This window comes from Pseudomonas sp. NC02, from assembly GCF_002874965.1.
Classification (GTDB): Bacteria; Pseudomonadota; Gammaproteobacteria; order Pseudomonadales; family Pseudomonadaceae; genus Aquipseudomonas.
The window spans coordinates 2569607-2583765 of record NZ_CP025624.1; the positions used below are offsets into that span (position 1 = coordinate 2569607).

13 protein-coding genes are annotated in these 14159 nt (G+C 63.5%); 5 read left to right on the plus strand and 8 right to left on the minus strand.

The window, feature by feature from the left end; translation table 11 throughout:
* Positions 1–10 precede the first annotated feature (10 nt).
* From C0058_RS12180 to C0058_RS12200, 5 genes are all read left to right on the plus strand, one after another.
* Positions 11–1519, plus strand: a complete 1509-nt coding sequence (locus C0058_RS12180; RefSeq protein ID WP_008430598.1) for a sugar ABC transporter ATP-binding protein — start codon at positions 11–13, stop codon at positions 1517–1519.
* Positions 1485–2477, plus strand: coding sequence for an ABC transporter permease (locus C0058_RS12185; RefSeq protein WP_003215773.1), 993 nt, complete (start codon positions 1485–1487; stop codon positions 2475–2477). The genes C0058_RS12180 and C0058_RS12185 overlap by 35 nt, the downstream gene beginning before the upstream one ends.
* Before the next feature lie 69 nt (positions 2478–2546).
* Positions 2547–3626 (plus strand): alcohol dehydrogenase catalytic domain-containing protein, encoded by a 1080-nt coding sequence (locus tag C0058_RS12190; protein ID WP_102370245.1) that lies wholly within the window; start codon positions 2547–2549, stop codon positions 3624–3626.
* A gap of 1 nt (position 3627) precedes the next feature.
* Positions 3628–5160, plus strand: coding sequence for an FGGY-family carbohydrate kinase (locus tag C0058_RS12195; protein WP_102368679.1), 1533 nt, complete (start codon positions 3628–3630; stop codon positions 5158–5160).
* A gap of 138 nt (positions 5161–5298) precedes the next feature.
* Complete coding sequence (locus tag C0058_RS12200) at positions 5299–6024, plus strand: SDR family oxidoreductase (protein ID WP_102368680.1); 726 nt, start codon at positions 5299–5301, stop codon at positions 6022–6024.
* On the opposite strand, the gene C0058_RS12205 is transcribed toward C0058_RS12200, so the two are convergent.
* From C0058_RS12205 to C0058_RS12240, 8 genes are all read right to left on the minus strand, one after another.
* Positions 6021–7025 (minus strand): LacI family DNA-binding transcriptional regulator, encoded by a 1005-nt coding sequence (locus tag C0058_RS12205; protein ID WP_003215765.1) that lies wholly within the window; start codon positions 7023–7025, stop codon positions 6021–6023. The genes C0058_RS12200 and C0058_RS12205 overlap by 4 nt on opposite strands.
* Positions 7026–7076: 51 nt before the next feature.
* On the minus strand, positions 7077–7940 hold the full coding sequence (locus tag C0058_RS12210; protein ID WP_003215763.1) for a LysR family transcriptional regulator: 864 nt from the start codon (positions 7938–7940) through the stop codon (positions 7077–7079).
* 163 nt (positions 7941–8103) lie between these two features.
* Positions 8104–9507, minus strand: a complete 1404-nt coding sequence (locus C0058_RS12215) for an amidase (RefSeq protein ID WP_102368681.1) — start codon at positions 9505–9507, stop codon at positions 8104–8106.
* Positions 9504–10775, minus strand: coding sequence for a Zn-dependent hydrolase (locus tag C0058_RS12220; protein WP_102368682.1), 1272 nt, complete (start codon positions 10773–10775; stop codon positions 9504–9506). Before C0058_RS12220 ends, C0058_RS12215 begins: the two co-directional genes overlap by 4 nt.
* Positions 10776–10788: 13 nt before the next feature.
* Entirely contained in the window at positions 10789–11484 is a 696-nt protein-coding gene (locus C0058_RS12225) for an ABC transporter ATP-binding protein (RefSeq protein WP_003215757.1), read from the minus strand.
* Positions 11484–12233 carry an ABC transporter ATP-binding protein gene (locus C0058_RS12230; protein WP_102368683.1) on the minus strand — a complete coding sequence of 250 codons (750 nt, stop codon included), beginning with the start codon at positions 12231–12233 and terminating at the stop codon, positions 11484–11486. The genes C0058_RS12225 and C0058_RS12230 overlap by 1 nt, the downstream gene beginning before the upstream one ends.
* Positions 12230–13240, minus strand: a complete 1011-nt coding sequence (locus tag C0058_RS12235; protein ID WP_102368684.1) for a branched-chain amino acid ABC transporter permease — start codon at positions 13238–13240, stop codon at positions 12230–12232. Before C0058_RS12235 ends, C0058_RS12230 begins: the two co-directional genes overlap by 4 nt.
* A 1-nt stretch (position 13241) precedes the next feature.
* Entirely contained in the window at positions 13242–14102 is an 861-nt protein-coding gene (locus C0058_RS12240; RefSeq protein WP_003215751.1) for a branched-chain amino acid ABC transporter permease, read from the minus strand.
* Between the last annotated feature and the right edge of the window lie 57 nt (positions 14103–14159).

Here is a 14159-nt window from a genome sequence, read left to right on the forward strand (position 1 = left end):
GGTCGGCGGTATGAGCAGTCTTCTGAAGCTGGAAAATATCTGTAAGCGCTACCCGGGGGTGCAAGCCCTCAAGGCGATCAACCTGGAAGTGCAGCGCGGCGAGATTCATGCCTTGCTCGGGGAAAACGGTGCAGGCAAATCGACCTTGATGAAGATCCTTGGCGGGGTCGAGCACCAGGACGAAGGGCAGATCCTGATCGACGGTGAGGCTCGGCAGTTCGCGACGTATCGTGATGCGATTGCCGCCGGCATCGGCATTGTGTTCCAGGAATTCAGCCTGATTCCCTACCTCACGGCGGTGGAAAATATTTTCCTCGGCCATGAGCTGAGCAACCGTTTTGGCCTGTTGCGCAAGCGCGAAATGGTCGAGGCCAGCGAGGCGTTGTTCAAGCGCCTCGGTGTCAGTATTGACCTGCAATGCGCGGTCAGGCACCTGAGCGTGGCCGAGCAGCAATTCGTCGAGATCGCCAAGGCCCTGGCCCTGGACGCTCGGCTGCTGGTGCTCGACGAACCCACCGCCACCCTCACGCCGAGCGAAGCCGAGCTGCTGTTCGAAATCATGCGTGAACTCAAGCGCCAGGGTGTGGCGGTGATTTTTATCTCCCACCACCTGGAGGAGATTTTCCAGGTCTGCGACCGCATCAGCGTGCTGCGCGACGGCGGCAATGTGGGCGTCACCGATGTGGCCGACAGCGATATCGACCGCTTGGTGGAAATGATGGTCGGGCGGCGCCTGGAGTGCAGTTTTCCGCCCAAGCCCACCGCCGCACGCGGGCCGCTGCTGCTGGAGGTCAAGGACATCCAGTTGGTGCGCAACGGCCCCCATAACCACTTTGAATTGCACAAGGGCGAGATTCTCGGCTTTGCCGGCCTGGTGGGTTCCGGGCGTACCGAATTGGCGCTGGGCATGATGGGCGCGCTGCCGTCGGTGAGCAAAGACGTGTGGCTGCGGGGTGAACAAATCACCCTCGACGACCCGGCCCAGGCCTTGGCCCATGGCATCGGCCTGCTGCCGGAAAGCCGCAAGACCGAAGGGCTGATCACCGATTTCAGCATTCGCGAAAACATCTCCCTCAACAACCTGCCCAAATACCAGAACGCCAGCGGCCTGATCGACAAGGACAAGGAATGCGCCAGCGTTGAAGCGCTGATGCGCCAGCTGTCGATCAAGGCCCCCAGCGGCGAGAGCCGGGTGTTCAACCTCAGCGGCGGCAACCAGCAGAAAGTCGTGATTGCCCGCTGGATCAACCATCACTGCGACGTGCTGGTGTTCGACGAACCCACCCGTGGCATCGACGTCGGTGCCAAGGCACAGATCTACGCACTGATGCGCAGCCTCACCGAACAGGGCTACGCAATCATCATGATTTCCTCGGAACTGCCGGAAGTCATCGGCATGTGCGACCGCGTCGCGGTGTTCCACAAGGGCGCCATCGTCAAGGTACTGGAAGCGTCTGCCGTCAATCCTCAAGAGGTCATGCGCCATGCAACAGGGGGCTCAAGTGAATACGTCCATTAATGCCGTGGGGCCTGGCCGGCTGCGCCTGAACCTGGCGCGGCTGATTCGCTCACCGGCGTTCTATCCCTTTGTCGGGCTGCTGGTGGTGACGTTGGTGATGATCTTCGCCAGCGATAACTTCCTGACGGCCAACAACCTGTCGAACATCGCGCGCCAGGTGTCGATCAACGCGATTATCGCGGTGGGCATGACCTGCGTGATTCTCACCGGCGGCATCGATTTGTCGGTGGGGCCGGTGATGGCGTTGTCCGGCACCTTGACCGCCGGCTTGATGGTCGCAGGCTTGCCGCCGGGCCTGGCGATTGGCGCCGGGATGCTGGTCGGCGTGGCGTTCGGCATCGGCAATGGCCTGTTCGTCGCCTACCTGCACATGCCGCCGATCATCGTCACCCTGGCGACCATGGGCATCGCCCGCGGGTTCGGCCTGATGTACACCGACGGCTATCCGATTTCCGGTTTGCCGGAGTGGTTCGGCTTCTTTGGCCGCGAAAGCCTGTTCGGCATTTCGGTGCCGATCCTGATCATGTTGGTGACGTACCTGGCGGCCTATGTGCTGCTGCAACACACCCGCATCGGCCGCTATATCTACGCGATCGGCGGCAACGAGGAAGCGGTGCGCCTGTCCGGCGTGCGGGCGGCGCGCTTCAAATTGCTGGTGTATGGCATCAGCGGTTTGACCGCCGCGATTGCCGGGCTGGTGCTGACCTCACGCTTGATGAGCGGCCAGCCGAATGCCGGGGTGTCGTTTGAACTCGACGCGATTGCCGCGGTGGTCCTGGGCGGCGCCTCGATTGCCGGCGGGCGCGGGGTGATTGTCGGCACCTTGCTCGGCGCCATGCTGCTGGGGGTGTTGAACAACGGCTTGAACATGCTCGGGGTCTCGCCCTATGTCCAGAGCGTGATCAAGGGCGGGATCATTTTGCTGGCGATCTTTATCAGCCGTCAGCGCCACAAGTAAACCGGTTATCTCCACGCGGCCATGGTGGCCGCGATGGGTTCTCTCATGCTCAAGAAAGGTCCGCACATCATGGAAAAGCACAACCAAATGCAAGCCGTCGTCTGCCACGGCCCGAAAGACTACCGCCTGGAACGCATCAGCAAACCCCAGGCGCGGGTCAATGAACTGGTGATTCGCATCGCCGCCTGCGGCATCTGCGCCAGTGACTGCAAATGCCACTCCGGCGCTGCGATGTTCTGGGGCGGCGACAACCCGTGGGTCAAGGCGCCGGTGGTGCCGGGGCATGAGTTCTTTGGCTACGTGGTGGAAGCGGGCGAGGGCGCCGAGGAGCACTTTGAGGTGGAGGTTGGCGACAAGGTGATCGCCGAGCAGATCGTGCCATGTGGCAAGTGCCGCTTCTGCAAGTCCGGCAAGTACTGGATGTGCGAGGTGCACAACATCTTCGGCTTCCAGCGTGAAGTCGCCGAGGGTGGCATGGCCCAGTACATGCGTATTCCCAAGACTGCCATCGTGCACAAGATTCCGGAGTCGGTGTCCCTGGAAGATTCGGCGCTGATCGAGCCGATGTCCTGCGCGATTCACACCGTCAACCGCGGTGAGATCCAGCTGGATGACGTGCTGGTTATTGCTGGTGCCGGCACCCTGGGCCTGTGCATGGTGCAGGTGGCAGCGCTAAAAACGCCGAAGAAACTGGTGGTGATCGACATGGTCGACGAGCGCCTGGAACTGGCGAAGCAGTACGGTGCCGACGTGGTGATCAACCCGTCCCGGGATAACGCCCGGGAGATCATCAATAGCCTGACCGACAACTACGGCTGCGACGTGTACATCGAAACCACCGGCGTACCGGCGGGCGTTACCCAGGGCCTGGATCTGATTCGCAAGCTCGGGCGGTTTGTCGAGTTCAGCGTGTTTGGCGCCGAGACCAGCGCCGACTGGTCGATCATCGGCGACCGCAAGGAGCTGGACGTACGCGGTGCGCACCTGGGGCCGTATTGCTACCCGGTGGCCATCGACTTGTTCGAGCGTGGCCTGGTGACGTCCAAGGGCATCGTGACCCATGACTTCGGGCTGGACAGCTGGGCCGAAGCGTTTGAGCTGGCCAACTCGACCAAGTCGATCAAGGTGCTGCTGAAGCCGGTGCTTTGACATGAACTACGTAATGGGTGTGGACATCGGCACGCAAAGCACCAAGGCGCTGCTGGTGGATGCGGACGGCCTGATCATCGCCCAGCACAGCCAGGGGTATCGCGTGGATACCCCGAAAGTACGCTGGGCCGAGCAGTGGCCGCAGGTCTGGCTGGATGCGGTGGAGGCCTGCGTCGCCCAGTGCATGGCGAAGGCCGGCGTGGCGAAAGAGCAGGTCAAGGCGCTGTGCATCAGCAGCCTGTACGGCGGCTCGGGGATTGCCGTGGACGCGCAGATCACGCCGCTGCACCCATGCCTGATCTGGATGGACCGGCGCGCGGGCGAGCAGGTGGAGTGGGTGCGCGAGCATGTGGACCTGGAGCGGCTGTTCACGATCACCGGCAACTCGGTGGACAGCTACTACGGTTTCACCAAGATGCTCTGGCTCAAGCAGCACCAGCCGCAGGTGTGGGCCAACACCCGCTACCTGCTGCCGCCCAACAGCTACATCAACTGGTGCCTGACCGGGGAGTTGGCGGTGGACCACAGCAGCGCCGGCAATATCGGTGGCGTCTACGATGTGGCCCGGCGCGGCTGGTCGGCCGAGATGCTGGCGGCGCTTGGGATTCCGTTGGCGATGATGCCGGAGCGCTTGCTGTATTCCGGTGAAGTGGTCGGCGGGTTGCTCGAGGAATGGGCACAGCGATTGGGCTTGCAGGCGGGCACGCCGATTTTGGCCGGGGGGGTGGACGCGGCCATGGCCACATTGGCGGCCGGAGTGACGCGGCCGGGCAATCACGTGGCGATGATCGGCACCAGCATGTGCTGGGGTTATCTCAATCAGCAGGTGGATGCGCGCCATGGCCTGGTGAGCATGCCCCACGTCTATAACGGCCATCAGGACCTGTACATCTTCGGTGGTGCGATCACCGCCGGGGCGTCGGTGAGCTGGTTTCGCGAACAGTTCTGCCAGGCAGAGGAGCAGCAGGCGAAAGAGACTGGCCAGGACAGTTTGTGGCTGCTGGAGCAGAGCGCCGCGAAGATCCCGGCGGGCAGCGAAGGGCTGTTGTTCCTGCCGTATCTCATGGGCGAACGCAGCCCGGTGTGGGATGACCGCGCCAGCGGCAGCTTTGTCGGGCTGAACCTGTATCACAGCCGGATCCACCTGTACCGCGCGGTGCTCGAAGGGGTGAGTTTTGCCCTGCGGCACAATATCGAAGCGGGCACCCGTGGGGCGCATTCCCTTGATCCACGGCTGATTGTGGTGGGTGGGGCGAGCCATTCGGATTTGTGGATGCAGATTATTGCGGACATCACCCACTTCCCGGTCTACACCATTGTGCAAGAGGTGGAGGCGGCCTTGGGCGCGGCGTTGTTGGCGGCCCATGCGGTGGGGTTGGTGGATGACCGGCAGATGGAGAAAGGTTGGGTGCAGTTGGAGCTGCGGGCGGAGCCGGAGGCGGGGAATGTCGGGGTGTATGACCGGGCGTTTGCCAGCTATCTGGAGCTGTATCCGGCCTTGAAACCGGTGATGCACAGCTTGCAATTGAATTAAGCGAACACTGATCCAAATGTGGGAGCGGGCTTGCTCGCGAATACGGTGTATCAGTGCCGGATTTATTGCCTGACCCACCGCATTCGCGAGCAAGCCCGCTCCCACATGGGATCTCCATCGTTTTAGAGATCGTGAACCATGAACGCTATTTTTGACTTCACCAAGCAGCGCATTCTCGTCACCGGCGCCAGCAGCGGCATCGGCCGGGAAATTGCCCTCCAACTGATCGCCAGCGGCGCCCAGGTGTTTGCCCTGGGCCGCGACGCTCAGGCCCTGGCCCAGCTCGGTTGCGAAACCCTGTGCCTGGACATCGCCAACAGCGACGCCCTGGACCTGGCCCTGCAAGGCCTGCCGCCGATGCATGGACTGGTCAACTGCGCCGGCATTTCCCGCCTGGAACCCGCCGCGGCCATCAGCGCCGAAGCCTTCGACCAGGTGATGAACGTCAACGCCCGCGCCGCGGCCCAGGTCGCCAGCCGTATCGCTGCGGCGATGATTGAAGCGAAGATCCCCGGCAGCATCGTCAACGTCTCAAGCCAGGCCTCACTCGTAGCGCTGGACGATCACCTCGGCTACTGCGCCTCAAAGGCCGCACTGGACGCCATCACCCGCGTGCAATGCGCCGAATGGGGCCGCTTTGGAATTCGCGTCAACAGCGTCAACCCCACCGTCACCCTCACGCCCATGGCACAGATGGCCTGGTCGGCGCCCGCCAAACGTGATCCGGCATTGGCGGCGATTCCCCTGGGGCGATTTGCCGAAACGGCGGAAGTGGCCCTGCCGGTGTTGTTCCTGCTGAGCGATGCCGCCAGCATGATCAGCGGCGTCAGCCTGCCGATCGACGGCGGCTACACCAGCCGCTAGCCGTTCTCCAGCTTGCCGGCGATCACCACCTTGTCCCGCGGTTTGTGCGGGTCTTCGAGACGATCCAGCAGCAGCCGCACCGCGCTGCTGCCGGCCAGTGACGCGTCGTGGGCCACGCAGGCAATCGGCACGCCGAAGATATCGGCGAAGGGCAGGCGGTCGATGCCGCAGATGGTCAGGCTGTCGTGGGGGATGTTGTGCATGCGCAGCGCACGCAGCGCGCCGAGGGTGATCAACTGGTTGAAGCCCATGATCGCGTCCGGCGCCGAGTGCTCGGCCAGGTAGTCGAGGGTGTGCAGGTAGGAGGGCATCAGCGTGTAGTCACCGGCACACACTTCAACGTGCACCTGAGGGTGCTCGGCAAGGACTTCTTTCAGGCCCTTGAGGCGTTCCATGGTGATGCGCGAATGCTCGGGCCCGGTCAGCACCAGCAGGCGCTTGAGGTTCGGGGTTTGCCGCACCAGGTACTGCGCCGCCTCGATGCCGCTGTGATAGTTGTCCAGCACCACGCGGCTGAAGGGGCTGTCGTGGATCGTGCGATCGAGCAGCACCACCGGCGTCTTGCCGTTACCCAGGCGCTCCAGATAGTCCGGCTGGTAGCTGGGCTCGTCGGAGACCGGCGACAGGATGATCCCCGCCACGCGGTAGCCCAGCAGCGTGTCGACTGCCTTGCTTTCCAGTTCTTCCAGTTCGTCGGTGTCCACCAGCATGATGGTGTAGCCGTGCTTTTTCGCCTCGCGGGAAATCGCCTTGATCATCTCGCTGTAGAAGGGGTTGTCGACCGAAGCGGTGATCACGCCGATGATCAGGCTTTCACTGCGCTTGAGCCCGCGGGCAAAGGCGTTGGGCACATAGTCCAGCTCCCGCGCCACTTCGAGAATCCGCGCCAGGGTGGCGGGCTTGACCAGGTCGGGTTTGCTCAGCGCCCGGGACACCGTGATGGTGGTCATGTTGACCCGTTTGGCGATGTCGCTGATGGTGACGGACTTTTTCTTGTTCATCGGCAGGGGGGAACCAGGAGAAAACAACCTGAGGCTACCATGGGCACGGCTTCAAATCACCGGATCCCAGCGCTGAGACCAATCCTTTTCCGCCTCCACCACCGCCCGCAGCAAGGCCAGTGCCTGCTGCAAAACCGCCGAGTCGCGCTCGCGGGAATACACCAGGTACGTCGGGAAGCTGAACTCCGGCGCCTTGGGCACCCGTTCCATCACACCGCTGTCGAGGTAGCTCTGTACGACCCGCGTGCGGAAATACCCGGCACCGCCGTTTTCCAGGATGTACTGCAACGCCAGTGGCCCCAGATTGAAACTCAGGGCTGCGCGGGCCTTGTCCGGCAGTGCGGCGTCGTGCTGCTGGCGAAAGCCCTGGCCCCAGTCGATATACACGTAGGGCTCGGGCCGGGCGGCCAGTTGCACCAGGATCAGTTTTTCTTCCAGCACCTGCTCCACCTGCAACCCCGGCCAGTATTGCGGCTGGAACACCAGCGCGGCGTCCAGCACCCCCAGTTCCAGCTGGCGCAACAAGTACTCGCCTTCGCGAATCTCGGTGCGCAGGGCATGGCCGGGAATGTGTTCCCGCAAGGCCTGGGCCCAGCCGAGCATCAGCGGGTTGCACAGGCTGACTTCGCCACCGATGTGCAGCACGTTGCGGTAGCCATCGGGTAATGGCAGGTCGCGGCGTGCGGCTTCCCAGGTCTGGACAAGCTGGTTGGCGTAGACCACGAACGCCTCGCCGTCCGGGGTAAGGCGGGCACCGGCGCGGTTGCGCACGAACAGGGTACTGTTGAGCTGGCTTTCGAGGTTTTTGACCCGGGCGGTGATTGCCGTCTGGGTGACGTGCAGTTTCTCGGCCGCCGCGGCGAGGCTGCCGCAGCGGGTGATTTCGAGGAAGGTGCGTGCCAGTTCGATGTCCATGAAACCCCCTTGGATGATAGGAGGCATTGTAGGGGCTGATGATTGGAATACGGACAAAAATGTGGGAGCGGGCTTGCTCGCGAAGGCGGTGTGTCAGTCAAGATATCCGGTGACTGACACACCGCCTTCGCGAGCAAGCCCGCTCCCACAGTTTGATTGCATTTCAAGTTGGGGTTTTGGGGGCTTGCAGGTGCTCAGTTGGAAAAGCCTTGGCATACGCCTGGCAAACTCTCAGCACCTGCTCATCCGCAAACCGCGCCCCCACCACATGCAGCCCCACCGGTAACCCATTGGCCGCCAACCCGCACGGCACCGACGCCGCCGGTTGCTGGGTCAGGTTGAAGGGATAGGTAAACGGCGTCCACTCCATCCATTCCCCTAGTCCCGAACCCGGCGGCACATTGTGCCCGGCCTCGAACGCGGTGATCGGCATCATCGGCGAAACCAGCACATCGTAATGCTCATGGAATGCCGCCATGCGCGCCACGAGCGCTGCCCGTGCTTCCAGAGCGGCGCTGTAATCGCTGAGGCTGATCTGCTCGCCCAGTCGGGCAATGCGCAGCAACCCCGGGTCCATCAATTGCCGCTGCGCATCGCTCAACGGCCCGGCCAGACGTGCTGCACCGGCAAACCATAAAGTATTGAACACTTCCAGCGGATCACTGAACCCCGGATCAATCTGCTCAACATGGGCACCCAGCTGCACCAGGCCTTCTACCGCCTGGGCGACCACCCTGGCGACTTGCGGGTCCACGTCGACATAACCGAAGTTCGGGCTATAGGCGATACGCAGCCCCTTCAAATCAGCCCCGGCGTGCAACCATGGCGTGGTCCGGGGCGCGCCGATCAAACCATCCCGCGCATCCGGCTGGGCGATGGTTTGCAGCATCAGCACCGAGTCTTCCACGGTGCGGGTCATCGGCCCCAGGTGCGACAGAATCGTCATCGAACTAGCCGGCCATTGCGGCACATAACCGAAGGTCGGCTTGATGCCGAAGGTGCCGGTGAAGGCACAGGGGATCCGGATCGAGCCGCCGGCATCGCTGCCCTGGTGCAGCACGCCGAGGTTCAAGGCCGCCGCCGCACCGGCACCACCGGACGAACCGCCCGCCGTCATGCGCGTGTCCCACGGGTTGCGGGTAATGCCATACAGCGGGTTATCGGTGACGCCTTTCCAGCCGAATTCCGGTGTGGTGGTCTTGCCCAGCAATACCGCGCCGGCCTTGCGCATGAAGGCCGAGAAGGGCGCATCCACATCCCATCGACCCTCGGCGGATGTGGTACGCGAACCCTTGCGCGTCGGCATGCCGATGGTCTGCGTCAGGTCCTTGATGGAGGAGGGCACACCGTCCAGGGCCCCGCACGGCTGGCCCTTGAGCCAGCGCTGTTCCGAATCCCGCGCCGCCTTCAAGGCGCCTTCCGGGTCGACGTGGCAGTAAGCGTTGACCGCCGGGTTGTAGCGTTCGATCCGCAGCAATGCGTCTTCGGTGACCTCCACTGGCGACAGGCTTTTATCCCGATAGCGGGCCAGCAGCTCAACTGCGGTCAGGTTGGCGATATCCGTCATGCCGCTTTACCTCCTTGCGCCGTGTTGACCATGGCCCGCAGCAACACCGCGCAGCCCGCCGCCAGGTCATCCGGCGCGGCGTTCTCGATTTCGTTATGGCTGATGCCGCCTTCGCACGGCACAAAGATCATTCCGGCCGGGCCCAGTTCGGCGACGAAGATCGCGTCATGCCCGGCGCCGCTGACGATGTCCATATGGCTCAGGCCCAGGCTGCTCGCGCCATCACGCACGGCGTTGACACAGGCAGGGTTGAAATCCAGCGGCGGGAAGTCGGCAGTGGGTGTCAGCTCAAAGCTCAAGCCGTGTTGCTCGGCGGTGGCTTCGATCACCTGGCGCACTTCGTCGACCATCGCTTGCAGCTTGTCGGCGTGCAGGTGGCGCAGGTCGATGGTCATGTGCACCTGGCCGGGAATCACGTTGCGTGAGCCGGGATGCAGGCTCAGGCAACCGACGGTGCCGCAGGCGTGGGGTTGTTGTTCGTGGGCGATGCGATTCACCGCGCTGACCACTTGCGCCGCGCCTACCAGTGCGTCCTTGCGCAGGTGCATTGGCGTCGGGCCCGCGTGGGCTTCGACGCCGGTGAGGGTCAGGTCGAACCACTTCTGGCCCAGGCAGCCCATGACCACGCCGATGGTGGTGGCCTGGTCTTCCAGCACCGGACCCTGCTCGATATGCGCCTCGAAATAGGCGCCCACCGGGTGGCCCAGCACGGCGCGGGAACCGGCATAGCCGATGCGCTGCAATTCAGCGCCCACCGACAGCCCTTGCTCGTCCTGCTTGTCGAGGGTTTCCTGCAGGTCGAACTTACCGGCGAACACCCCGGAACCCATCATGCACGGCGGGAATCGCGAGCCTTCTTCGTTGGTCCACACCACCACTTCAATTGGCGCTTCGGTCTCGATGTTCAAGTCATTGAGGGTGCGGATCACCTCCAGGCCAGCCATCACGCCGTAGCAACCGTCGAACTTGCCGCCGGTAGGCTGGGTGTCGATATGGCTGCCGGTCATCACCGGCGCCAGTGCCGGATTACGCCCGGCGCGGCGGGCAAAGATATTGCCGATGGCGTCGACGCTGACGCTGCAGCCGGCCGCCTCGCACCATTGCACAAACAGGTCGCGGGCCTGGCGGTCGAGGTCGGTGAGGGCCAGGCGGCATACGCCGCCCTTGGGTGTGGCGCCGAGGCGGGCGAGGTCCATCAGCGATTGCCACAGGCGCTCGCGGTTGATCAGCGGGGCGTTGCTCTGGAGCGGTTGCGCAAAACTATTCATCAGCAGTCTCCGGTCAGGCACTCAGGGCCAGGTAACGGTTCTTGATCGTCGGGTCGGCGCGGAAGGCTTCGGCACTGCCTTCGTACACCACGCGGCCCTGTTCGAGGACGTAATGGCGGTCGGCGAGCTTGTCGCAGACCATCAGGTTCTGTTCCACCAGCAGCACCGGCAGGCCGTCTTCCTTGACCTTGCGCAGGATCTTCACCAGCTCGTCGACGATCACCGGCGCGAGTCCTTCGGTGGGCTCATCGAGAATAAGCAGCTTGGGATCGTTGAGCAGCGCGCGGGCGATGGCGAGCATCTGTTGCTCACCGCCGGACAGCGCGTGGCCGGCGTTTTTACGGCGCTCCCTGAGGCGCGGGAACATGCCGTACACGTCTTCCATCTGCCAGCGGCTGGTCTTGCGCACGGCAATGCGCAGGTTTTCCTCCACCGTGAGCAGGCGGAAAATCCCGCGGTTCTCCGGCACCAGCGCCAGGCCCTGGCGGGCGATTTCGAAGATTTTCTGCCCCACCAGCGGCTGGCCGTTGAAGTGAATCTGGCCCTGGCGCGGGCAGATAATCCCGAGGATGCTGCGCAGGGTGGTGGTCTTGCCGGCGCCGTTGCGCCCCAGCAGGGTCACCAGTTCGCCAGGGTTGACGGTCAGGGACACGCCTTCAAGGACGTGGCTCTTGTCGTAGTAGGAATGGATATTGTCGACGGTCAGCATCAGGCGGCTTCTCCCAAATAGGCGGTGCGCACGCGCTCGTCGGCGCGCACGAATTCCGGTGTGCCTTCCACCAGGATCTGGCCGTGGCTCATCACGGTGATGCGTTGGCTGATGGACATGACGATGCTCATGTTGTGCTCGATCAGCAGCACGGTATGGTCGCGGCCGAGGTCGCTGATCAGTTGGGTCATGATCGGGATGTCGTCGATGCCCATGCCCGAGGTGGGTTCGTCGAGCATCAGCAGCTTGGGTCTGGAGCAGATCGACATGCCGACTTCCAATACCCGCTGCTGGCCGTGGGACAACTCGCCGGCCAGGATGTCGGCGCGGGCGGTGAGTTGCAGGCGTTCCAGCACCTGGTCGGCCATTTCCAGGTGTTCGCGCTTGCTGTCGACCCGGCGCCAGAAGTTCAGCGCGCGGGCGCCGTCGCGACCCTGGGCGGCCAGGCGCAGGTTTTCGCGCACGCTGAGGTTCTGGAACAGGCTGGTGAGCTGGAACGAGCGGGCCATGCCCAGGCCGACGCGGCCGTGGGCCGGTTTGCGCATCAGGTTCTTGCCGTCGAAATGAATTGCCCCGGCGGTGGCCTGGCGTTCGCCGGTCAGGCAGTGGAACAGGCTGGTCTTGCCCGCGCCATTGGGACCGATGATGGTGTGGATGGTGCCGGCTTCGACCTTGAGGTTGACGCCGTTCACCGCGTGGAACGCACCGTAGGCCAGTTCCAGGTTCTTGGTTTCCAGCAGGATGCTCATGACAGCTTCTCCTTGGTCACAACGTCGGCCTTGCGGCTGCCGCGCACACGGTCGAACAGGGTCGACAGGCCGCCCCACAAACCGCCGCGCATGAAGATCACCACCAGGATCAGGATCACCCCCAGCAGCATCAGCCAGCGCGGCCACAGATCGGAAAGGAAGTCCCCCAGCAGCACGATGGAACCGGCGCCCAGCAACGAGCCGAACAGCGAGCCGGTGCCGCCGACGATGGTCATGATCAGGATGTTTTCGGACATCGCCAGGTCGATGTTCGACAGCGGCACAAAGTGCAGCAGCATCGCGTACAGCGCCCCGGCAATCCCGGTGACGGCGCCGGACAACACGAACACTAGGATCTTGAAGTGGCGGGTGTCATAGCCGATGGCCGAAGCGCGGGTTTCGTTTTCGCGAATCGCCATCAGCGTGCTGCCGAATGGAGAGGCGATCACCCGGCGGGCGCCGATGAAGATCAGCAGGAACAGCACCGCGACAAACCCGTAGAACGCACGGGCATCGGTGAGGGACAACAGCACCGTGTCACCGACGCGGATTTCCGGGCGCGGCACGCTGAGCAGGCCGTTGTCACCGCCGGTCCAGTCGCTCAGGGTGTAGGCGACGAAGTAGGCCATCTGGCTGAAGGCCAGGGTCAGCATCACGAAGTAAATGCCGGTGCGGCGGATCGCCAGGGCGCCCACCAGGAAAGCCAGGAAACCACCGGCGACGGCGGCACCCAGCAGTGCGCTGAACAGCCCCAGTTGTAGGTGAATCATCAACAGCGCCGCGCAGTAGGCGCCGGCCCCGAAGAAGATGCCTTGGCCGAACGACAGCAGCCCGGTGTAACCCAGCAGCAGGTTGCAGGCGAGGGCGGCCATGGCAAAGATCAGGATCTCGGTGGCCAGGGTCGCCGAGGGCAGAATCAACGGCAGGCCGATCAACACCGCGAGCACCAACAGCAGCATGTAGCGCGACTGGGTCTTGGCGAACGGCAGGGGATTTTTCTCGCTCATGTCAGGCTCTCCCGAACAGGCCGTAAGGACGCACCAGGATCACCACGGCCATCGCACCGTAGATCATCAGGCTCGCGCCCTGGGGCCAGAGTGTGGTCATCAGGCTTTGCACCACGCCGACCAGCAGGCCGCCCACCAGTGCACCGCTGAAGGAACCCATGCCGCCAATCACCACCACCACGAACGCCACGCCGAGGATTTCCGGGCCGACAAAGGGCTGGGCGCCGCGCAACGGGGCGAACAGCACACCGGCGACGCCGGCGAGGGCCACGCCGAGGGCGAAGGTCATGGAGAACAGGCGGAAAATGTTGGTGCCCAGCAGGGACACGGTTTCCGTGCTTTCACTGCCGGCCCGCACCAGGGCGCCGAAGCGCGTGCGTTCCAGCAACAGCCACAGGCCCAGGCCGACGAGACCGGAGAACACGATCAGGAACAGGCGGTAGTAGGGGTAGACAAAATCGCCCACCACCAGCACCCCGCGCAGCAATTCCGGTACGGCGACGCTCTTGCCCACCGGGCCCCAGATCATCACGCTGGCTTCCTGGATGATCAGGGCAATCCCCAGGGTCACCAGAATCTGGAACATGTGCGGCAAGTGATAAATCCGCTGGATCAATAATCGCTCGATTACCCAGGCCAGCGCGGCCACCACCAGCGGCGCGATCAGCAGTGCCAGCCAGAAGCTGCCGGTGAGGCTGACGGCGGTGTAGCAGATGTAGGCGCCCAGCAAAAAGAACGCACCGTGGGCGAAGTTGACGAAGTTCAGCAGGCCGAAAATGATCGTCAAGCCGACCGCGATCAGGAAGTAGATCATCCCAAGGCCCAGGCCGTTGAGAATCTGGAACAGGTAAAGATTAAGCATGCAGGAACCCTCGGCAGGCGGCCGCATGAGCGGCCCTGCGCTGTGTCACCAGTAGAT